The sequence below is a fragment of the Clostridium cuniculi genome (assembly GCF_004353185.1).
Taxonomy (GTDB): Bacteria; Bacillota; Clostridia; order Clostridiales; family Clostridiaceae; genus Clostridium; species Clostridium cuniculi.
This window is the reverse complement of record NZ_SMUS01000010.1, coordinates 94,641-118,723: the sequence shown is the minus strand read 5'-3', so window position 1 is coordinate 118,723 and position 24,083 is coordinate 94,641. Positions and strand designations below refer to the sequence as shown.

The 24,083-nt window shown below is 27.9% G+C and carries 17 protein-coding genes and 1 riboswitch; of the genes, 10 read left to right on the top strand and 7 right to left on the bottom strand.

Annotated elements, in window-relative coordinates; all coding sequences use genetic code 11:
* The 3 genes from EJJ37_RS06980 to feoB form a co-directional block, all read right to left on the bottom strand.
* Positions 1–1,186: hypothetical protein (locus EJJ37_RS06980; RefSeq protein ID WP_204596855.1), on the bottom strand; the 1,186-nt coding region annotated here is incomplete at its 3' end.
* A gap of 196 nt (positions 1,187–1,382) precedes the next feature.
* A complete protein-coding gene (locus EJJ37_RS20990; RefSeq protein ID WP_275547920.1) occupies positions 1,383–1,514 on the bottom strand; it encodes a hypothetical protein in 132 nt (43 codons plus the stop codon).
* Between the two features lie 416 nt (positions 1,515–1,930).
* A complete protein-coding gene (gene feoB, locus EJJ37_RS06975) occupies positions 1,931–4,294 on the bottom strand; it encodes a ferrous iron transport protein B (protein ID WP_133014877.1) in 2,364 nt (787 codons plus the stop codon).
* Positions 4,295–4,455: 161 nt separating this feature from the next.
* Between feoB and EJJ37_RS06970 the strand changes: the two genes are divergently transcribed.
* Positions 4,456–5,379 (top strand): hypothetical protein, encoded by a 924-nt coding sequence (locus tag EJJ37_RS06970; RefSeq protein WP_133014876.1) that lies wholly within the window; start codon positions 4,456–4,458, stop codon positions 5,377–5,379.
* A 60-nt stretch (positions 5,380–5,439) separates the two neighbouring features.
* Positions 5,440–5,545: riboswitch (SAM riboswitch) on the top strand.
* A 313-nt stretch (positions 5,546–5,858) separates the two neighbouring features.
* On the opposite strand, the gene EJJ37_RS06965 is transcribed toward EJJ37_RS06970, so the two are convergent.
* A complete protein-coding gene (locus EJJ37_RS06965) occupies positions 5,859–6,986 on the bottom strand; it encodes an Mbeg1-like protein (RefSeq protein WP_133014875.1) in 1,128 nt (375 codons plus the stop codon).
* 155 nt (positions 6,987–7,141) lie between these two features.
* On the opposite strand from EJJ37_RS06965, the gene EJJ37_RS06960 reads away from it, so the two are divergent.
* Both EJJ37_RS06960 and EJJ37_RS06955 read left to right on the top strand, forming a co-directional pair.
* Entirely contained in the window at positions 7,142–7,750 is a 609-nt protein-coding gene (locus EJJ37_RS06960; protein WP_133014874.1) for a GNAT family N-acetyltransferase, read from the top strand.
* 199 nt (positions 7,751–7,949) lie between these two features.
* Entirely contained in the window at positions 7,950–8,588 is a 639-nt protein-coding gene (locus EJJ37_RS06955) for a nitroreductase family protein (RefSeq protein WP_133014873.1), read from the top strand.
* Positions 8,589–8,732: 144 nt separating this feature from the next.
* On the opposite strand, the gene EJJ37_RS06950 is transcribed toward EJJ37_RS06955, so the two are convergent.
* Positions 8,733–9,173, bottom strand: coding sequence for an Hsp20/alpha crystallin family protein (locus tag EJJ37_RS06950; RefSeq protein WP_133014872.1), 441 nt, complete (start codon positions 9,171–9,173; stop codon positions 8,733–8,735).
* 583 nt (positions 9,174–9,756) lie between these two features.
* On the opposite strand from EJJ37_RS06950, the gene EJJ37_RS06945 reads away from it, so the two are divergent.
* Entirely contained in the window at positions 9,757–11,454 is a 1,698-nt protein-coding gene (locus EJJ37_RS06945; RefSeq protein WP_133014871.1) for an alkaline phosphatase, read from the top strand.
* Positions 11,454–13,328, top strand: coding sequence for an alkaline phosphatase (locus tag EJJ37_RS06940; RefSeq protein ID WP_133014870.1), 1,875 nt, complete (start codon positions 11,454–11,456; stop codon positions 13,326–13,328). The genes EJJ37_RS06945 and EJJ37_RS06940 overlap by 1 nt, the downstream gene beginning before the upstream one ends.
* Before the next feature lie 89 nt (positions 13,329–13,417).
* Here the strand turns inward: EJJ37_RS06940 and EJJ37_RS06935 are convergent, their stop codons facing one another.
* Both EJJ37_RS06935 and EJJ37_RS06930 read right to left on the bottom strand, forming a co-directional pair.
* Entirely contained in the window at positions 13,418–14,182 is a 765-nt protein-coding gene (locus EJJ37_RS06935; RefSeq protein WP_420808526.1) for a response regulator transcription factor, read from the bottom strand.
* The gene (locus EJJ37_RS06930) at positions 14,163–16,034 is read right to left on the bottom strand and encodes a sensor histidine kinase (protein WP_133014869.1); all 1,872 of its coding nucleotides are present in this window, start codon (positions 16,032–16,034) and stop codon (positions 14,163–14,165) included. Before EJJ37_RS06930 ends, EJJ37_RS06935 begins: the two co-directional genes overlap by 20 nt.
* A gap of 159 nt (positions 16,035–16,193) precedes the next feature.
* On the opposite strand from EJJ37_RS06930, the gene EJJ37_RS06925 reads away from it, so the two are divergent.
* From EJJ37_RS06925 to EJJ37_RS06905, 5 genes are all read left to right on the top strand, one after another.
* A complete protein-coding gene (locus tag EJJ37_RS06925) occupies positions 16,194–17,513 on the top strand; it encodes an ABC transporter substrate-binding protein (RefSeq protein WP_133014868.1) in 1,320 nt (439 codons plus the stop codon).
* 156 nt (positions 17,514–17,669) lie between these two features.
* Positions 17,670–18,548, top strand: a complete 879-nt coding sequence (locus tag EJJ37_RS06920) for a carbohydrate ABC transporter permease (RefSeq protein WP_133014867.1) — start codon at positions 17,670–17,672, stop codon at positions 18,546–18,548.
* Positions 18,548–19,375: a carbohydrate ABC transporter permease gene (locus tag EJJ37_RS06915; RefSeq protein WP_133014866.1), complete on the top strand. Its 828-nt coding sequence runs from the start codon at positions 18,548–18,550 to the stop codon at positions 19,373–19,375. Before EJJ37_RS06920 ends, EJJ37_RS06915 begins: the two co-directional genes overlap by 1 nt.
* A 67-nt stretch (positions 19,376–19,442) precedes the next feature.
* Positions 19,443–21,794, top strand: coding sequence for an alpha-xylosidase (gene yicI, locus EJJ37_RS06910; protein WP_133014865.1), 2,352 nt, complete (start codon positions 19,443–19,445; stop codon positions 21,792–21,794).
* 192 nt (positions 21,795–21,986) lie between these two features.
* Positions 21,987–23,924 (top strand): 3'-5' exonuclease, encoded by a 1,938-nt coding sequence (locus EJJ37_RS06905; RefSeq protein WP_133014864.1) that lies wholly within the window; start codon positions 21,987–21,989, stop codon positions 23,922–23,924.
* Positions 23,925–24,083: the final 159 nt, after the last annotated feature.

Genomic DNA, 24,083 nt, shown 5'->3' with positions numbered 1-24,083 from the left:
CATTATCACCAGGAATTTCATCTATATCGTTAGAAGGAAGTTCTGGATTAGTATCTTCAGAAGAATTATCACTATCTACAGTTTCATCATCCTTTTGAGAGTTATCATCTTCAGAAGGAGTAGTAGTTGTATCTTCTTGATCATCAGTATCTACAGATGGAGGAGTTACAGAACCATCATTATCACCAGGAATTTCATCTATATCGTCAGAAGGAAGTTCTGGATTAGTATCTTCAGAAGAATTATCACTATCTACAGTTTGGTCATTATTATTATCTTCTGTTACAAAGCTATTCATAAAATTATTTATTGAATCAATTGCATATGTATTAGATTTATCTATTTCTAAGTTTAAATATATGAAGTGTCTATATTTACCATGATAGAGAAAGTTTTCTAGGTTAACTTTTAACTCTATAATAACTTTATCATTATTTTCTTCTGTTACTTTCACAGAATTAATATTTTTAGAAACAGCATTTAATCTATTAGTTAAATTATCTATATTAGAATTAATTGAGGTGTCAACCATCAGTTTTATAGGATGTTTTTTGCTTCCACCCCAGATTATTTTGTTGATATCTTCAATCCATGAGTTATATAAGTCAGGTATACATAGTACCTTTTCATTTATCAAATCTTCTAAAGCACTAATCATTTCATAATTATCTAAAGAAGGCATAATATACGATGGTGTATATCCATAATTATAGAAAGTAATAGTTATGGTATAATCTACAGATCCATCATATTGAACATTGATAAATCTTGAACCATCTTGTATTACACTAGTACCATTTCCTATAATACGAGCTAATTCCATAGCGGTAAGAGAAGATTGATCACCTATCATTAATTCTAATAATTCAAGTATATAATGATCATATTCTGGATCATCACATTTAATAATAACAGAAGCATCTTTACCATTTACTCCATTTAGGTTTCTAAATTTAAACGCATTATTCACTAGAGTTAAGGCACCAGTAGAATCTTTAGTCCAACCCTTTTCAATTAGTTTTTCATAAACTGATCCAGCTATTCCTTGGCCATTAGATGTACTTTCAGAGTTTATTGATACATCTTTGGTATAAGCTGAAGCAACAGTAGTATTTAAGTTAGCACTAGCAATAACTGAAGTTGTAATAGCTAGTGCAATTAGAGTTTTAATTTTCTTATTATTCATAGCTATCTCCTTTCAAAATATTTAATTTAGTTACTAATTTAAATAATGTGATAATAAGCACTGAAATAGATTATCAAATTTTTTTTAAAATTTCTAGTATAAAATAAAAAAAATTTTTATCTAGCATTTTTAGTTGAAACAAATATGGATTAACGTAAGAAGTGAAATTTACTTTTTGTTAAAACTTAATTAAATATTAATCTCCTATAATGTATTTAACGGCTATGTCATTGTCTTTTGAAAAATTAGTAAACTTCGTTACAGTTTCTAAAGGAGAAAAATCAAATTTTAATATTAGTTCTTTATTATTAGATTGACTTTTAGTCATATATAATCTTTCCTCTTACTAATAAATTAAGCGATCATATTATAAAATGATATAAATACTATTCTCAAATACAATTGGTGGATATGAATTTCTGGTATATTAATTAATAAAAAAATCTATATACAACATTATCAGTATCTAGATTTTTTAGTAATACTATAGTTGGATATAAATTAATAAAAATACTGTATATTTATTAAGTAGGATATCTATTATTTTATTACTAATACACCCTTACCAAATAGAAAAGATGATAATGAGTTTATTAAGATAGCAAGAAATATATAGGTAAAAGTTAAAGACTTAGTAGAAAGAGTTAAAGATAATAATTTATAAGTGATATAAAACAATATTAAATTTAAATATGACTACCTAAAAGTATTAATATATAAATTTTTAGTTAGTCATATTATATTTTAAGCAAAGCCAAGTAAAGTTCCTAAAGTATGAATTAAAAAAGCAACAACCCAAGCTATACCACATTGCATTAAAACTATTCCTAGAGCAGCCTTTTTAGAACCAAGTTCTCTTTTTATACAGGCTATTGCAGCAACACAAGGAGTATATAGTAATGTGAATATTAGAAATACAAAGGCGGTGAAGGGTGTAAATAAAGTAGATAATGAAGAAGTATTCCCACCTAACAATACAGTTAATGTACTTACTACACTTTCCTTTGCTGTAAGTCCAGTAATTAATGCTGTTGATATTCTCCAATCTCCAAAGCCTAAGGGAATGAATAAAGGAGATATTAAACCACCTATTATAGCTAATAAACTAAATTTAGAATCACTTACCACATTAAGTCTTGTATCAAATGTTTGCATAAACCAAATAATAATAGTTGCTACAAAAATAATGGTAAATGCCTTTGTTATAAAGTCCTTAGCTTTGCTCCAAATTAATTGCCAAACACTTTTAGGACTAGGAAATCTATAATTAGGTAATTCCATTACAAAAGGTATGGGCTCACCTCTAAAAGCACTATTTTTTAGAAGTAAAGAAAATAATATTCCAACAATAATTCCAGAGAAATATAAAATTACCATAACTAATGCACGATATTTTGGGAAAAAAGCATAAGTGAATAATGCATAAATTGGGAGTTTAGCTGAACAACTCATAAATGGAATTAATAACATTGTCATTTTACGATCTCTTTCTGATGAAAGTGTTCTAGTTGCCATAATTGCAGGAACAGAGCAACCAAAACCAATTAGAAGAGGAACAAAGCTTCTACCAGAAAGTCCAATTTTTCTAAGTATCTTATCCATAACAAAAGCAATTCTTGCCATATATCCACTATCTTCTAATATAGATAAGAAGAAAAATAATACTACTATTATTGGTAAAAAGCTAAGTACACTTCCAACACCACCCAAAATACCATCGATTACAAGAGATTTTACTATTGGATTAATACCATAAGCAGTTAAGCCTTTATCACAAATTTCTGTAAACCAAGATATTGCAATTGATAACCAGTCAGATAATGTAGCACCAATAACATTAAATGTTAACCAAAAAACAAGAGCCATAATGGCTATAAAAGAGGGAATAGCAGTATATTTTCCAGTAAGTATATTATCAATTTTGACACTACGTATGTGTGATTTACTTTCTAAAGGCTTTATAACGGTATTATTACAGACATTGCTAATGAAAGTAAATCTCATATCAGCAAGAGAAGCTTGTCTGTCTTTTCCAGTTTCATTTTCCATTTCTATTATGATATGTTCTAGCAATTGCTTTTCATTTTCATCTAATTTAAGTTTATTTAGAATAATAGAATCACCTTCAACTAGTTTCGTAGCTGCAAATCTTGCTGGAATTTTTGCATTATTAGCATGATCTTCAATTAAATGTAGTATTGCATGAATACATCTATGGATGGCAGCTTGCTCAGCAGAGGCATTTTCATCACAAAAATCTAATCTTCCAGGGCACTCATCAAATCTAGCAACATGAATAGCATGTTCAATAAGCTCATCAATTCCCATATTTTTAGAGGCGGATATTGGGACAACAGGAATGCCTAGCAATTCCTCTAATAAATTAACATTAATAGTTCCACCATTTTCTTGAACTTCATCCATCATATTTAGAGCAAGAACTATAGGTAGATCCATTTCTATAAGTTGCATTGTTAAATATAAATTACGTTCAATATTAGTTGCATCAACAATATTTATTATTCCTCTAGGGTGGGAATCAATAATAAAATCTCGAGTTACTATTTCTTCATTAGTATATGGTGAAAGAGAGTATATTCCAGGAAGGTCTGTAACTGTAGCTTCAGGATGATTTTTAATTATTCCATCCTTTCTATCAACTGTCACACCAGGAAAGTTTCCTACATGCTGGTTACTACCAGTTAACTGATTAAATAGAGTGGTTTTTCCAGAATTTTGATTACCAATCAATCCAAAGGTTAAAGGAGCGCTAGCAGATAATTCATCACCTTTTTTATGTACGTGATAAATTCCCATTTCGCCAACTTGTGGATGAGGTATATCATTAATTCTTTCTTTATAATTTTTAACACATTTTATATCGGTGACATCTTTAATTTCTATTTTTGCAGCATCTGCAAGCCTTAATGTAAGTTCATATACGCGTACACATAATTCAATAGGATCACCCATAGGAGCAACTTTAATAAGTGTCACTTGTGTATTAGGGGTAAGGCCCATATCAAGAAAGTGATTTCTTAATGCACCAACACCACCAACATTTACAATAGTTGCACTTTTTCCTACTTCTAATTCGTCTAATGTCATTTAAATCCACCAGCCTTTTTATTCCTTTATCATTACAATGTTTATTCATAAAATATTAATTTATACTAAGGCATAATAGGAGAAAGGGAGTGATTCACTTTAAGTTAGTGTGTATGTTATAATAAATTAAATGTTATACAAAGAAAAGGAGAGCTATTAAAATGGGATTATTTGATATGTTTAATAAAAATAAGAATAAAAAAGCGTCTAGACTAGAAGAGTGTTTCAGCGAAACTGGAGAATTATTAGGTGAAATAATTGATTTAGCATCAAGATATTCTATTGATGATAATTTATTAGATAAATATAGTAAAGAAGGAAAAGAAATAGTTCTTATTAATAAGGTAAGAGCAGAATTAGAATCAGCACTAGTAGGCTTTGGAAAAATATTGGATGAATATTATAACAATGAGTATGTAACTGTTAAAGATTCAAGAAAAGAAAATGAGAGTTTTTCATATTCTTTAGATGCACTAGTAGTACTTTTTAATAATTCTCTTGATTTATATTCAGAAAATGAAGAGGTAAGAGATGGACTAAATTCTTGCTATAAATTATGTAATAGTGAATTAATTAATGTTAAAGAAATTTTAAGTGATGATAAAGCAATTCAGGACTTTACAGGAATAGAACCAGTAGTTGAGGAAGTTGAAGAAATAATAGAGGAAAATTCAAAGGATGACGAGGTAACTGCTGAAGAATTATCAGAAGAAGAGAATACTGCATTAGTTGAAGATGATGTTAATAGTGATGTTGATGGAGACATAATAGTAAATACAGATAAAATGAAGATTTATTTTATTAGAATAAGCCGTAATGAAGAGGATGAAATAAATTTAAATTTATGTATTGAAAATAAGTTAAATAATAATGTTATAGTTCAAAGTAAGGATGTATATGTAGATGGAGTTATAACAGAGCCAACTTTTAGTTGTAATATTAAAGCTGAGGCTAGAGTTTATGAGAAAATGACATTTAAAAATGATATACAACAATTGGTAAACTTTAAAGGAACTTTTTGCTTGATAGATGGTGGCTCAACTAAAGTTATTGATGAATGTACAGTTTCTATGTTTGAGGAATAGTAAATTAAAAGCTTGACAGAAGGATAAATATATTGATATAATTATTCCAAAATATGTAATTAGTTATAAAGAGTGATGGAGGGACTAGCCCTATGAAATCCAATAATCTACAGTTAACTTAAGATATTAAGATTTCATTTCCTAAAAATTTGAGGATTAATAGTTGTTTAATTAAAGTTTATTTGAAATTAACACTTCTTATTTTAAGAAGTGTTTTTTTATATCTAAAAATAATAAAAGGGAGCAAAGCTATAAAAAATTTTCACTGAAAACAGGAACAAAGGATATTTTAGGATCAACTATGACTGTAGATACTGATCCAATAAGTTTAGCAAATAAAATAATAGAAGATTTAAAAGAAAAGCGAGTAAAATTGGGATGGAGTTGAAAGTAGATAGTTTTAATTTTTAGATTAAGAGATAATATAAAAGTTATCTATCTATAGAAAAATAAGAGGATGTGTATATGTATCCTCTTATTTATTTAGAGGTTTTATTAAGGTAAGATATATTTTTCTTATTATTATGAGTAATATTTTTAATATGAAATATTGAAAATTCTTTAATTAATTCAATAATCATAGATTTTACTTCTGTATCCATATTTTTTAGTGCATCTAAAATAATAGGAATGTTTTTTTTCCAGTTTTGATTTATTTCAATAAAAGTTTCAGACTTAGTGGAATCAAAGACATCAAATAGGGCTTCTATAAATAATTTGCGTTTTTCATCACATACTTCACTTAACCATCTATGTAAAGTAGCATTAGTATATCTAGAGCCAGCAGAAAATTTTTCTAAATAATTAAAATCAAAATTTGTTATTTCCCAGGAAAAAGGGTTATGTTGTCTTAATCCACCAAGTCTATTACTTTTGACTATATGATAATCTTCATGATTTTCAAGAAGCATTCCTATAAGAGAAGAATGAGGTAATGTTTTATGTATTTTATCTTTTATTTTAGCAAAAGAATCACTTTTTATTATCTCTTCTCTAAATCCAGGTCCATCATGGCTAAATATTTTTTTTATTCTCGGGGCAACTCTATAATTACAATTCATAGAGGCATAAACAGCAATATTTCCACCTTTAGAATGACCTCCAACATAAAGGCTGTGAGGAATCAACTTTGCAATAGTATTTAAATATTCAACTCCTTCTATTTGAGAAGGAATAGCATCAGTAAATGCCATATTAAAATCTTCTTTCCATCCTACAACACTGTAATCTGTGCCACGAAATGCTATATAAGCATATGTATTATTTAAAATAAATGTTGTTGCAGAAAACTGTTTTTCAGAAATAGTATCAGTTTTGGAGATATGATAGTTAATTCTTATATCTCTAAATCTAGGACTTGCAGCAAGACAAAAAAGTAGTTGTTTAGTAGATTCTTCATAAGGAACCTTATCAAACATTCTAGGAAACAACTCTGCTTTCAATAAATCTTTAAATTTTACTGGTTCTCTATTTGAATTTATACATCCAACCAAGTTATTAAGTAGTATATTGCTAATTTGGGATAGTATCAAAGAATCTATAGCATTAAATTCTTTTTCATTTAAAGTAGCCAGCTCTTTTTCTGCGTAATTAATAATATTTTCCATATTAAACTCCTATTATAAAAATATATTATGTAAAATAAAAGTATTATTAATTATTGTTTTCTCTCAAATAGTAAGAAAGATACATTAAATTAGTATATAATTAAATTAGTATAGATTTTATATTTAGAAACTTTAAAAAGAAATGAGGTAAATTTGTGAATATAACATTAGAAAAGAAAGAACATTATAAAGAAGTAGAAAATTTAACAAGAGAAGCTTTTTGGGATGTATATAAACCAGGGTGTGATGAGCATTTAATACTACATAAATTAAGGGATACTAAATCATTTATTAATGAGTTAGATTATGTTGTTATAGAAGATAACAAAATTATAGCAAATATTATATACACAAAAATGTATAATGAAAAGGGTGAAATGCTTAATGATGTTATAGCTTTTGGTCCAATTTCTGTTCATCCTGAATATCAAGGAAGAGGTATAGGGAAGAAATTAATTAAAGTATCATTAGAAAGGGCTAAGGAATTAGGATATAAGGCAGTACTTATAACTGGAAATGATAAATTCTACAAACCTCTAGGATTTGAGGCTGCATATAAGTATGGTATTACTTTACCAGGTATGTCTATAGAAGATAAAGCAGAATTTTTTATGGCAATGGAATTAGAAGAGGGATATTTAGCTAATCATAGTGGAATTTATGATTTTGATAAAACATTTAATGTTAGTGATGAAGAATTAGAAAAATTTGAATTAGGATTCCCTAAAAAGATTAAAAGAGAACCAAGAGATTCAGATTTATAATAATTAGGGTAATAGTAATTTATAATGCTAGTAATTTATATAAGTGGTAATTTGTATATACGTCAATTATAGATGGAGTAACTATAGATGTAGCAATTATAGATATAGTAAGTAAGTATGTATGTAAGTATGTATGTAGTTAAAAAAGAACAAAATAAAAATAGCTTCGTAATAATGAGAGCTTTAAGGAAGGTAACAGATGAAAAATTTAGATTTTATTTATAATAGAAAAAGTGTTAGAAAGTTTAAAGATAGTGAGGTACCAAGAGAAGATATTATAAAAATGCTTGATGCTGCAATACATGCACCATCTCCAAAGAATCAGCAAACATGGCATTTTGTTGTAATTCAAAATAAAGAATTAATAAATAAAATTGCTGATATAGTAGAAAAAAATCATACTAACTTGGCAGAAATGGCTAAGGTAGAAAAGCAAAGAAAGTTAATGATGACTTTATTACCTTATTACACATGTTTTAAAAATGCACCTGTATTAGTTGTAGTATATTCAAAAGAATATTACATGATAGAGGAAACTATTCTTAAAGATAATAATGCAAGTGAAGAAGTATTAAATGAGTTAAGATTTCCAAATTCAACAGCTCAAGGTATAGGGGCTGCTATAGAAAACTTCTTGTTAGCAGCAACAGAGTTAGGATATGGAACTTGTTATATGACAGGACCTACTCACTCTAAGGTTGAAATTGAAGAGCTTATTAATTTTGAAAAGGATGAATATAAGTTAATGGCAATGATATCTCTAGGAGTTGCAGAAGATGATACTCCAAACTCACCACCACGTAAGAGTTTAGAAGAAGTAGTTACTTTTGTGGAGTAGAATTTGAATTGATTGTAAAAAAATGTATGCACCTCCGGGGAACACCCATAAAATGGATATAAAATAAAGCAGTTGCAAATTTAGTTTTGTAGCTGCTTTATTTTAAAATTTATTATAACACCTTCTTTTAGGAGTAATAATAATCTATTCAATTAAAATTCTGCTATTATTATTTGCAGTTAATTCTTTTTTAGGTAACTCAATACTTAAAACGCCATTATCAAATTTAGCTTTAATTAAACTTCTATCGACGTTACTTATATAAAAGCCTCTAGAAACTGATCCATAACTTCTTTCACGTTTAATATAGTTATCCTTCTTTTCTTCATTTTCATAATTTCTATTTGCAGAAATAGTTAAATAGTTATTATTATAGTCAATGTTTATATCTTCTTTTTTAACTCCTGGTAATTGGGCATGAACAATATATCCTTCAGGTGTTTCCTTTATATCAGTTTTAAAACTTCCATTTGAATTAAAAGCTGATAACATGTCATCATTAAAGAAATCATTGAACATGTCATTAATGCTTAATCCTCTGTTATTTTCTCCATTATTAAATTTGAAAGGTACTAAAGCAAACATACAAAGACCTCCTTTAAATGAATTTTTAGATTTTAATCAAGTTAAATTAGCTTACTCCTAGAATAATAGTGGGGAGGAGTTTCATTTAACTAATTAATAGATATTTTTTATCTCTTTGTATATTTATATTATATGATTAAGGTCAAAGAAAGTCAAAGTCATAAGAATGAGAATAATTAACTCACAGTGAGAAAATTAAAGGTTGAATTTAATAAAAATTAATTTTTATTAAATTTTATAATTTTTAAAATAAAATCATTAAAAATAAAAAATTAATAAATATAAGGTTTATTTTAAATATATTAATGTTTTAAGTATAGGAGTTAGGCATAGCTTTATAGATATTGTAGAAAATAATATTAAAAGAAAATTGATTAAAGGAAGGGTAAAAGTGTAATAGTTGATGTAAAAAAATGGGTGTTCCTCCGGGGAGCATCCATAAAAAGGATGTTCCCCGGAGGAACACCCATATATTGTTAACAGTGCTTTAACAATAGTTAGCAAGATCTTAATATCAATTTAAAGAATCTCATTTATAGTAAATTATGTAATATATGTAAATATACATAGGGAGGATAAGTTAATGAGTAAAAGAATAAGGGGTATAATAGCTGCTTTTTTAGTAGTAGCAGGGGTTACTACTAATATACATTCATCCAAAAGTGATGTAGCTTATGCAAATGAGAGAGGGAAAGCTAAAAATGTAATTATGCTTATAGCTGATGGAATGAGTACTGAAGCTATTACATTAGCAAGACATACAAAGGGTGATAGTTTAGCTATGGATGAGATATCTGTAGGGAGTGTAATTACAAGTTGGGCAAATGGGCCAATAACTGATTCTGCACCAGGGGGAACTGTATATGCAGCTGGTGAAAAGACTAATAATAAATATATTGGAACATCAGTTAATGATACTCCAATGGCTAGTATTTTAGAGGGGGCAGAAAGTGTTGGAAAGGCCACAGGTATAGTAGCGACTAGTGAAATAACTCATGCAACACCAGGTGATTTTACAGCACATACTAACAATAGAAAGTATTATAATCAAATATTACAACAACAAATAAATCAAGATATGGAAGTTGTTTTAGGTGGTGGATTTAATAAGCCAAGTGGATTTTCATCAGAAGTTTCAACTGACGAATTTGAATCTTACTATGAAGAACAAGTAAATAATATTAAAGAAGAAGGCTTTGATTTTATCACTACAAAAGACCAATTAACAAGTTATGATGGTGATAAATTATGGGGAAGCTTTGCAGATGCAGATTTAAAATATGATTTTGATAGACAAAGTGATAATGATAATGTTCAGCCGTCATTAGCAGAAATGACTAATAAAGCTATTGAAGTATTAAATAAAGATGAAGATGGATTTTTCTTAATGGTAGAAGGTAGTAAAGTTGATTGGGCTGCTCATGCTAACAACACTGTAGGAATAGTATCAGATATATTAGCATTTGATGAAGCTGTTAAAGAAGCTATTGAATTTGCAAAAGCTGATGGAAATACAGTTGTAGTAGTAACAACAGACCATGGTAATAGTGGTATAACTATTGGAAGTAGTTACTATAATGAAAATATTGAATCATATGATAAAGCAACATATGCAAATACTACCGACTTATTAAAAAATGCAACAATTACTGAAGAGAGATTTAATGAAATAGCATCAGGTAAAAGTAATGATGAAATAAAAGCATTAGCTAAAAAATACTATGGAATAGATTTAAATAATGAAGAATTAGCTATAGTAAAGGGTGAGCAAGGGGAAGGAAGACAAGTAGGAATAAGAGAAGTCATAGCGAGAAGAGTTGGAATTGGCTATACAACTGGTGGGCACACAGGAGAGCAAATTTATCTTGGAGTATATGCACCATCTGATGTAGAACTTTTAGAAGGTGTTGTCGATAATACAGAAGTAAATAAATATATGCAAAGAGTTTTATTTGGAGAAGAAATATTGAGTTCTTATACAAAGGAAATTTATCAAGATGGTGAAGTTATACTAAATAAAATAGAAGGAACTAAAGCTTCTATAGATGAAACTATTAAGTATTCTCCAAAGCTTACTATAGAAAGATTAGGGAATGTTATTGAAGTAGATTTATATACTAATAATTACAGAATTAATGGAGAAGAAAAGGAATTAAAAACTGTAGTTCCATATATAAATGGCAAATATTTTATACCACAAGAGTTAATAGATATAGTTTCAAATTTAAAAGAAAATACTAATTCTAAAGATATTGAAGAAGTAGTAGGAGGGGAAAACTAATGATTTCAAAGAAAACTAGAAATACATTAATTTCAAAAGCAGGAGTTTTAATATTAGGATGTACACTTATATTTGGATCAATTAATCCTCTTACTACTAAGGCAGATGAGAAAAAGGTTAAAAATGTTATTTACTTAATTGCAGATGGAATGAGTGATGGAATACTTACTGCAGCAAAATATTATAACGACATTCAAGATGGAACTTTAGGCAATGATAAATTAGCTATGGATAGTATTAGAAGTGGATTTGTTAAAACTGCATGGGCAAATGGGCCAATTACAGACTCAGCCCCAGCAGGCACAGCATTATCAACAGGATATAAAACTAATTCAGGTGTTGTAGGATTAAATGCGGAAGGAACGCCACAAGCTACAATATTAGAGGCTGCAGAATTAAATGGATTATCTACAGGTATAATTGCTACTTCTGAAATAACTCATGCAACACCAGCAGCTTTTTCAGCCCATGTTGAAAATAGACAAGATTACAATTCTATTATGAAACAACAATTATATAAAGATATAGAGGTTGTATTAGGTGGAGGAAGCTTATTCTTTGAATCTACTGGTGGCGGAAAAAGAAATGATGGTAAAGATTTAACAGAAGAGATAAAGTCTTTAGGATATGATTACGTTACAACTAAATCAGAAATGAATGAAAGCACTTCCGATAAGCTTTGGGGCTTATTTGCAGAAAAAGACTTAGCATATGATTTTGATAGAGTTGCTGAAGGAAATGAGGAAGAACCTAGCTTAGCAGAAATGACAGAGAAAGCTATTGAAGTCTTAGAAAAAGATGAAGAGGGATTCTTTTTAATGATAGAAGGAAGTAAGATCGACTGGGCAGCTCATGCAAATGATCCAGCAGGAGCAATTGGAGATATTTTAGCTTTTGATGATGCTGTTCAAGTTGCATTAGACTATGCAAAAGAAAATCAAGATACTCTTGTTGTAGTCACAACAGATCATGCTAATAGTGGATTTAGTATAGGTAATGAAAGTACAACAAGTGGGTATGATGATTTAACTTTTGAAGAATCAATAATGCAAATGAAAGATTTCAAATTAAGTGCAGAAAAGTTTACTTCTTTAGCAGAAGGAAAGTCTGATGAAGAAATTAAAGGGTTGATAAAAGAATACTATGGTTATACAGATATTACTGATGAAGAGCTTGAATATGCAAAAAATGGTCAAATAAATGAAGTAATGAAAATTCGTGCGAAGCTTGGATATACTACTGGCGGACATACAGGTGGAGATGTTTATTTAGGTGTTTATGCTCCTGCAGGAGTTGAAAAGTTAAGAGGTACAGTTGATAATACAGAGTTACCTCAATATATAGCAAGCAATTTAGGATTAAATTTAGATTCTGCAAGTGAAATTTTATATCAAGATATAAAAGGTAAAGTAGAAGCTGAAGGTGCAACATTAACAGTTAATACTGATGATACAGAAAATCCATACTTCTTAATTAAAAAGGAAGATAAAACTTTAAAAGTAATTGCCAATAGCAATGTAGTAGAAGTATATGTAGGTGATGAAAAAATTCAAGATAAAAAATTGTCATCAGTATCTATATTAACAGGAGGCGTTGCATATGGTAATGCTGATGAAGTAGTAGAAATATTAAATGAAAAAGTTTCTGATGATACAGTAGCTGGTGATAGCAATGAAGATAATAGTAATAATGATTTAGTATCAGATTCTACAGAAAGTTCAGGAACAAATAATGGAGATAATACATCAAATTCTTCAAAGAAACCATCTAGCTCTAAGTTACCTCAAACTGGTGCTGTTGTAGGAAGTGGATTAGTAGCAGTATTAGGAGCTGTATCTGTGGTAACAGGTATGTTTGTTTATAAGAAAAAATAAAAAATAAATTTTATATTTAAAAGTGGAGAAGAGAGCTTTAAAAATAGCTACAAGATTTAGTCTTGTGGCTATTTTTTATAGTTATTATCTTAGATAATATTATTTTGAAATCTATAGTCACTTGGATATATACCAACATTAGATTTAAATACTCTACTAAAATAAAAGGCATCTTTATAACCAACTAATTCAGCAATTTTTTTTATTTCTAATTCAGGTTTGTTTAATAAAAGTTGTTTTGCCTTATTTATCCTAATTTTCGTTAGATATTTTAGTGGAGTTTCACCAGTAAATTTTTTCAATATTTTGCTTAAATATTCATTAGTAAATCCAAATTTATCGGCAATATCATTTATTGAAGTTATAGATGAATAATTGTTAATTAAATATTTTTCTAGTAATTTACTTAAATCTTCTGGTTTTAAATTATGTGCATCAATAGAGAAATAATTACTATTTTTATTTTCACCATCGAGAATAACCAAAACATTTTGAAGAGATGATTTCAAATCATCAATTTTTACTGGTTTTAAAAGAAAATCTTTTGCTCCAAACCTTAATGCGGTCTGAGCGTATTTAAATTCATCATATCCACTAAGGACTATTGATTTTATAGAAGGATAGTTATGATTAATGTATTTTATTAATTCTAATCCATCTGAACGAGGCATCTTAATATCTGTAATAATAAGAGATGGACATAGTTTATTTACTAGTTGCATTGCATCTTCTCCATTACTAGCTTCTCCAACTAATTCAAGTGGTAAAGATAAAGATTCAATTTTTTTTATTAAATTTCTTCTTATAAGATATTCATCTTCTACTATAATGAATTTATATTTGTGTATGGTCATTATAAAAATCCTCCTTATTTGTATAAATTGGTCCTCCAATTATAAATATTGTTTTACCACAAAGTGAATTATCTATATAAAAAATGCTTTTATCTCCATAAAGAAGTTTTAAACGGAGGTATATACTCTTTAATCCCATTCCTCCTATTTTTAAAGAGTAAATTTCTTTATTTTTATCTAATGTATCAAATTTATTAAGTAATTCATCACGTTTTTCACAAGTTAAACAACCACCATTATCTTCAATTTTAATTATCCATTTATTATTCTTGGTATCAGAGCTTATTTTAAGGTACCAAGGTGGAGAAGTACTAAAACCATGCTTAAATGCGTTTTCTACAAAGGGTTGAAGTATTAGCTTAGGGATTAATATGTTTTTAGTATCTTCTTTAATATTTGAATGGTATATAAAATCATTGCCATATCTTATTTTCATACATTCTATATACTGTTCAGTAAATGAAATTTCCTCAGCGAGAGAAAGTATAGTTTCCGAATTATTAGATATATACCTAAAATAACTACAAAGAGAATCACACATTCGTATTATATCGGCATTCATATTTTCTTCTGCCATAACACTAATATTTGTTAAGCTATTATATAAAAAGTGAGGGTTTAATAATGATTGAGTAGCTTGTAGCTTTGCTCTTGTTTCCTCAGATTTTAATAGCAAAATTTCATGGGATGAATCTCTTAACTTATTATACATATCAATAAAAGCTGTTGATAATTCTGATATTTCTTTAATATTTGAATCAATAGGAGTAATTATATTATCATTTTCAGAAAGTACATTATTAATAGTTATTTTATTAGTTGCATGACTTAACTTACTTAAAGGATATGTAATTTTACTAGAAATAACAAAACATAAAATTAATGTAAAGCCAATTGAAAAAGCTATTATAATTATAAAAATTAATTTAAAAGAGTTTAATGATTGAAATACTATATTTTTAGGTTCACTTATTACTATTGTCCAATCGTATCCTTCAATCTCTTCATAGGTTATAAGATATTCATCTGAGTTATTTACTTTTATAAATTCAGCAGAAGAGGATGTAAGTGAGTTTTTTGCAATTAAGTTTAAGTAATCTATTACAGTATTATCTATAAGTTTATATGGGTAAATTAATTCATTATTTTCATTGTATATATAAAAGGAGGTAGCAGGATTTTTTTGTTGTAACTCTAAGATTAAAGAAAAAACAGTATCACAATCTTGTATCACTTCAACTATTCCTTCAGGTTCATTAGAACTATTAAAAAATAAACGAGTTAAAGTTATATATTCTGAACTTCCTATATATGAATTAGGGTTATTAGGGAGTTTGTCCAACTTTGAGATATATTTAGACCCATTTTTATCAATTGTAGCTTGATACCAAGTTAAATTATTTAAATTAACTTGAGTTATACCTTGAAAATAACCTGATCCAATGCAACTACCGTTTAAGTCGTAAAGATTAACCTGCATAGCAGACTGAAATGGACCTAAAATAGCAGTTATAATATCATATATTAATAAAACGTTTTCTCTTAAGTTTAAAAATGTTGATTTATTTGTTTTAGTCGTATTATATTCATTAGAAAAACTAGTAAAGTGTTTTTTTATTGCATTAGAGTAAACTACATTCATAGATATAGTAGATAGGTTATTTAATTCAGTAGTTAATGAATTTTCTATAGATGCACTTAAAGATTCAGATTTTATTTTAGCAGCGTTGACAATATTATTTTTGTAAAATGAATAAAAAACTATAAAGAAAATTGATAGTAAAACAGTTACTAAAACTCCATAAATAAAGAATAAATACGTTTTTTGAGAGTAGCAAAATTTATGTTCCATTATTATCCTCCTTATAAAAGGATTATACAATACAGTTCAAAAAAGTGCAAATGATAGTTCAGTTTTATCTATGTAATATAGCTAATGTAAATGATATCATAAATGTATAGAAAATATTAACATATAGACAAAATTATCAAATAGATGGAGGTATTCAGTATGGTAAAGGGTGTAAAGAAAGTTTTAAGTGCTGTTATGATGGGGATAATGGCAGGAAGTTTTTTAATAGGATGTGGAGATTCCTCTAGTTCATCGACTTCAGGTAATGGAAATTCTGTAACATTAACTTTTGGATCACATCAATCAGGGCTTCCAACATCGGGAATAGTACAAGAATTAGCAAAAGAATTTGAAGAGGAAACAGGAATAAAGGTAGATTTTCAAATTTCTCCAGATGCTCAATGGCGAGATCTTTTAAAAGTTAAACTTGATTCGGGTGAAGCTCCAGATATATTTTGTGCAGATGCGGATCCATTAAATTTAGTAACAAGAGTAAATCCAGAAAAATATTGTTTAGATGTAACAGATGAAGAATGGGTTTCAAGGATGGATGAAAATGTTATTCCATCAATATCATATAATGAAAAGGTATATGGTATAACATTCCCAGGGAAAAAGATGTATTTCTATGTTTATAATAAAGAAATATTTGAAAATTTAGGTTTAGATGTTCCAACAACATATGATGAGTTTAAAGATGTATGTCAAAAAATTAAAGATTCAGGGGTAACTCCTATATATGAAGGCACTCAAAATGGATGGCATCAAGTTCTACCTTTATTTGAAACAGGAGCTATGTATCAAGATAAATATCCAGGTTTATATGAAAAGCTTAATAAAAATGAAATGGATTTAGATGATATTCCAGAATTATTAACAATAATAGAACAATTAAAGGAATTTGCTGATTTAGGTTTTTATGGTGATGATTATTTAAGTAATTCAGTTGAAAATGCAAAGGAAGCTATGGCTAATGGAAAAGTAGCTATGTTTATAGCGGAAGCGGCATGGAAAGATGAGGTAAAAGTAGATTTCCCAGATTTCGATATTAACAAATTAGGTATTTTTGCAATGCCTTGGGGAGATAACCAAACAATTGGTGTAAACCCTGCTAGTAATGCTTATTTTATAAATAAAAATAGTAAAAATGTAGATGCTGCATTAAAATTCTTTGAGTTTTTAGCAAGACCAGAAAATTTACAAAAACGCTTAGATGGACAACCAGGATTATCAGAAGTATGCTGGCCGGAAATAGAAGGAAAATATTCTGAAGAAGATCAAGCATATATTGATTCTTTAGAAAAAGGAATGGTAGTTCAAGTAGGCGTTAAGTATATAGATAGTCAATGGATGGATATTGGAAAAGATTTAGAAGCTATGTATACTGGTGCAATGTCTCCAGAAGAAGTGGTACAAACAATTATAGATAGACGTACAGAACAAGCACAATTACAAAAAGATGAATATTGGACAGAATAAATTTGAAATATAGATAAAAGCTAATCATTTATATAATAGTAGTTTTTAAGTGAATTAATAATGGAGGAAAAATATTTTTATTTCCTCCATTATTAATAGAATTAGAAGATAAAAGAAATAATTATTATAATGTTAATAAAAATTGGAGGTAATATTATGAACAGGAAAAAGTTATATCCATGGTACTTTACAAGTGGTGCATTAATTATATTTTTCTTACTTTGTTTCTTACCAGGAATTATAGGTATTTTTTATTCTTTTACTGATTGGAATAACTTTTCAAGTGAATTGAATTTCGTAGGATTTAAAAATTATATAGAAGTATTTAAAGGCAGACCAGAATATAGGTTGTATATTTGGAATACTATTTCATTTACAGTAGTTACAACAATATTAAAGACAGTAGTAGGATTAGCGTTGGCACTTTTATTAACACAAAAAATAATTAAATTCAAGAATTTGCATAGAATGATTATATTTTCACCTCAAGTAATGTCTTATCTAGTAGTTGGGCTTGTTTTTAAAAGTATACTACATCCAACAACAGGTTTTCTAAATAATTTTCTGAACACAATAGGATTAGAGGTTTTTACAAGAAGTTGGTTAACTGATTTAGATATAGTTTTTAAGACTGTAATGGCAGTAGATACATGGAAAGGTATGGGTTATATAATGGTTGTTATTATAGCTGGTTTAATGTCTATTGCACCAGAATACTATGAAGCGGCAAGTATAGATGGGGCTAATTTCTGGCAAAAGCTTAAAAATATTACAATGCCATTATTAAAACCAATAATAGTAAATGTTACGATATTAAATGTAACATATGGTTTAAGAGTATTTGATATGATTTATTCATTAACAAATGGTGGACCAGGAAATGCTACAGGAGTAATTAATACAGCAGTTTATAAAGAGTTTTCTAAGGGGAATTATGCAATGGGAACAACTTTATCTAGTATTTTATTCTTCATATTATTATTACTATTATATTTTATTATTAAATCAATGGAGAATAAGGAGGTTGAAGCATAATGAGAAAATCAAAAAAAATAATAAGGTCATTATTAGCAAATATTGTTACAGTTTTTATAAGTCTGGTAATTTTAGTTCCATTAGTAGTTTTATTTCTTAATTCATTTAAAACTCAAGGAGAGGCAAATAATATGTCCCTTTCTTTGCCTAGTACATGGCAGTTTGAAAATTATAAGATTGTAATAGAGCAAGGAAAACTTTTATCTTCATTCTTTAACAGTCTTTTATATGCAACTTTAAGTGTTGTAATAATTGTATTTGTAGTATCTGCTGCAGCCTTTGTTATTTCTAGAAATAGAAAGGGAATAAATAATTGGATATATTACTTCATTATTTCAGGTATAGCAATCCCAATAAATAACGTTGCATTAATGAAAGTTATGCAAGCATTAAATCTTGTTAATACAAGATTAGGGATTATATTACTTTATGCAGCTATAAATATACCACTTAGTTTATTTTTATGTTATGGATTTATTTCAACTATTCCAAGAGAAATAGATGAAGCAGCAGTAATAGATGGATGTGGACCTATAAGATTGTTTATAAATATAATTTTACCATTATTAAAACCAATAATTTCGACATTATTTGTTTTAAATTTTATGGCTATTTGGAATGATTTTACTATGCCACTATATTTCTTAAATAATTCTACAAAATGGCCAATGACTTTAGCAGTTTATAACTTCTTTGGTGCATTTGAAAATTCATGGAACTTAGTTAGTGCTGATATAATTTTAACATTAATTCCTGTATTAATAGTATTTATTTTAGGACAAAAGTATATTGTTGGTGGAGTGTCAGCGGGATCTGTAAAAGGGTAGAAACTAATATGGTAATTTATTAAAAGATTAAACAAAATAATAAGTTTTTGAGAAGGAGAGTATTTTTATGAAATTCAGTAATGGATGTTGGTTAGATAAAGAGGGAGTGAAAATATACGGCCCAAAAGAAGTTCATAGAGTAAGAATAGAAGATAATGTTTTAACTATATATGCACCTTGTACTAAAATAACGTCAAGAGGAGATACATTAGGTGGGGCAGTAATAACATATAAAATCACATCACCAATGGAAGATGTAATTAGAGTTAGAGCTTATCATTTCATGGGAGATGAAGAGAAAGTACCTAATTTTAAAATAAATGAAAATAATAATACAAAAGTATTTATTGAAAATAATGAAAATGAAGTTGTTTTTAAATCAGGAAATACTAAAATGATTCTTAATAAAGATAAATGGGAAATGGCATTTTATAAAGGTAAGAAGAAGTTAACTTGTAGTGAAAATAAGGGGCTTGCTTATGTAAAAACTATACAAGAAGAGAACTTTATAAATATTGTAGAAGAAGGAGTCTACATGAGAGAGCAACTACGATTAAGCGTAGGTGAATTGGTTTATGGATTAGGTGAAAAGTTTACTGCCTTTGTTAAAAATGGTCAAACAGTTGAAGTTTGGAATGAAGATGGAGGAACAAGTACAGAGCAAAGCTATAAGAATATCCCTTTTTATATTACTAACAAGGGATATGGTGTATTTGTAAATCATCCAGAGAAAGTATCATTTGAAGTAGCATCAGAAAGTGTTAATAAGGTTCAGTTTAGTGTTCCAGGAGAAAATCTAGATTACTTTATAATTGGTGGGGAATCAATGAAGGAAGTTGTTAAAAACTATACAGCATTAACAGGAAAACCAGCGTTACCACCAGCTTGGTCATTTGGATTATGGCTTACAACTTCTTTTACAACTAATTATGATGAAGCAACAGTAACAAGTTTTGTTGATGGAATGGCGAAGCGTGATATTCCACTTAGAGTATTTCATTTTGATTGTTTTTGGATGAAAGATTATAATTGGTGTAATTTTGAATGGGATGATGAGGTGTTTCCAGATCCAGTAGGGATGCTTAAGAGATTAAAGGAAAAAGGATTAAATATATGTGTATGGATAAATCCTTATATAGGGCAAGAGTCAAAGTTATTTGAGGAAGGTAAAAAATATGGGTATTTATTAAAGAAACCAAACGGTAGTGTATGGCAATGGGATATGTGGCAACCAGCAATGGCATTGGTTGATTTTACAAATCCATCAGCATGTGAATGGTATTCTGGGAAATTAAAAGAATTAATTGATATGGGTGTAGATTGTTTCAAAACTGATTTTGGTGAGCGTATACCTACAGAAAATGTAGAATATTTTGATAAGTCAGATACTAATAAAATGCATAATTACTATACTTATATGTATAATAAAGTAGTATTTGAAACACTAAAGAAATATAAAGGAGAGGATGAAGCAGTATTATTTGCTAGATCAGCAACAGCAGGAGGACAGCAGTTTCCAGTACATTGGGGGGGAGACTGTGAAGCCGATTATGAATCTATGGAACAGAGTTTAAGAGGTGGATTATCATTATGTATGTCTGGTTTTGGATTCTGGAGTCATGATATAGGTGGATTTGAAAGTACATCTACGGCTGATGTTTATAAGAGATGGGTTGCATTTGGATTATTATCCTCTCATAGTAGATTACATGGAAGTAAGTCCTACAGGGTACCTTGGCTTTATGATGAAGAAGCTTGTGATGTAGTTAGATTTTTCACTAAATTAAAATGTAGAATCATGCCTTACTTATATAGAATGGCAAATATAACTCATGAAACCGGGATTCCTGTAATGAGATCAATGGTTTTAGAATATCAAGATGATGATGCATGTGCTTATTTAGATAAACAATATATGCTTGGAGAATCAATTTTAGTAGCTCCAATTTTTAATGATGAAAATGAAGCAAAATATTATTTACCAGAAGGTAAATGGACAAACTTTATTACTGGTAGAAAGTATGAAGGTGGAAGATGGATTAAAGAAAAGCATGACTATTTAAGTATACCTATGATGATTAAAGAAAATAGTATTATTGCTATTGGCTCAGAAGATACAAAACCAGATTACGATTATAGAAAAGATGTATCATTATTAGCATATGAATTAAAAGAAGGAGTTAAAACCTCTACAAAAGTTTTAGATATTCATAATAATGAAGAACTTTATGTTGAAGTTTTAAAGAATAATAAGGAAATAAAAGTTGAATCAGCTGGAACAGAGGAAGCATGGACTTTAGTATTAAAAGATATAAGTAATGTAGAAACGATTGAAGGTGCAGAGTTTAATGTAGATGGTAATGATACATTAGTGAAGATTAAGAGTGGAAATAGCAAGGTAAGTATTATATTAAAATAGCAAATAAATTATTATAAAATATAGCAATAAATAAAGTAGAATATTAAGAAATATATTAATATATTGAAAAGCTATCTTAACTTTTAAGTTAAGGTAGCTTTAATTATTTTAGAAATATTAAAATGAAAACAATATACAAAATATGGTATAATTGCACTATAAAGAAAATAAAAGGGGAAATGAGAAAAAATAATGAGGTTGAATGATGAACAAAGAAGAATAATTGAAAATAAGCCAAAGGGGCATGTACTAGTTAAAGGGGTTGCAGGCTCAGGAAAAACTACAGTAGCAGTACATAAAATACCATTCTTATTAAAAGATTATTGCTATGAAAAAGATGATAAAGTACTTGTTATTACATATAACAAATCATTAATTAATTATGTCAAATATATATATGAAGAAATAGAAAAAAATAAAAAAGAAGAACAATTATCATTAGGAATATACGAAAGTGGAGATAAGGACAAGCTATATATAGAAACTATTGATAATATAATGTTTAAATATTTTATTTTAAATACGAAAAATGAAAAATTTAAACTTGCTAATGATAAGCAAGTTACCAAGGCTCTATTAGATGCAATTATTAAAGTAAGAGAAAATTATAAAAAAATAAATGTATTAGATGAAAAGAACATAACATTTATCAAAGAAGAAATTAGATGGATGAAATCATGTAATTATACAGATATTGAAGAGTATCAAAATATTGATAGAATAGGAAGGATATCAAATAATAATATAGAATCACCACATAAATTAAGAAAGAATTCTCAGATAAGACAGGCTATTTTTGAAGTTATGCTTCAGTATAATGAAAATCTAAAAAAAGATAAGTTAGTAGATGTACAGGATATTTCATTAATAGCATTAAGGCAAGCTAAAAGTCATGTAGAAGAGAAATATACTCACATTATAGTTGATGAAACACAGGATTTAACAAGAGTACAATTAGAGTTTATTAAAATATTATACATGAATAGAAGTTATTCTAGTATGCTATTTGTTTCAGATACAGCACAAAGTATTTATCCAGAGGCATGGTTAGTAAAAGGAAGAAGTTTTACAAGTATAGGCTTGGATATGACAGGTAAGTCTACATCATTATCCAAGAGTTATAGAACAACAATTCAAATAGCATATGCAGCATATAGTTTAATTGCAGATGATAAAAATATTATTGAGGAAGATAACTTTGTAAAGCCATCATTAATTGATAAGCATGGAGTTTATCCTGTATATAGAGGATTTAAAAATAAGATATTAGAAGCTGAATATATTACTAAAATAATAAATGATGAATTGAAGGAAAAATATAATTATAAAGACATTGCAATTATAAGTAGGTTTAAAAATCAATTAAAAGAAATAAAAAATTATTTAGAGAAAAATAATATTCCTTATAAAGAAATTGAAAATGATGAAGAGTTAGATTTTAGTGATGATTGTGTTAAATTACTTACTATGCATTTTGTTAAAGGTTTAGAATTTAAGGTTGTTATGATAGTAGGACTTAATGATAAATATATGCCATTAAAATCTTTTGAAAATGAATTTGAAGATGTGGATTTTATGGAATCTATGGATAGAAGATTATTGTATGTAGGAATGACTAGAGCTACAGAGCAATTATTTTTAACTAGTGATGGAAATCCTTCTAAGTTTATTAAAGATATAAGTTGTAAATATTTAAGGATTAATTCAAAAAGTAATTTTAGAAAGTTACATAGAATTAATATTGATGAGTATTTATTTGCTTATAAAATTGCTGATATTTATAAAAGTGAAGAAATTACAAGACAATGGATTATTGATGAACTTATAAATAGATATGGTTATCCAAAAGAATTAATAGATGTTGAAGTTAAGGTTAATATTGAAACTAAGGCTGAAAAGATAGATGTTGTTGTTTATACTTATGACAATATAGATAAGGTACCATTTATATTTATTAAAACTAATAGATTAGGGGAAGGTACTGAAAGAGAGGTAATTCATCTTAAAGAATATATGAGTAATTATGATACTGTTAAATATGGAATTGTTACTGATGGAAATGAGCTTATTATTATTAATGATGATTTAGAAGAGGTTGATGATATTCCATGTTTTAGGAGTGTGTTGTAAAGGCACTTTTTATTAAAAAAAGAGGGAAGAGTAGATAGATTATTATCCCAATAATCTATTTACTCTTCCCTTATACTGCAAATTTTTTAATTAAATTTATTTTTAACTAAAGTGAATATTTTATCAAAATCTAATGTTATATTTAAATAATTGCTTTTA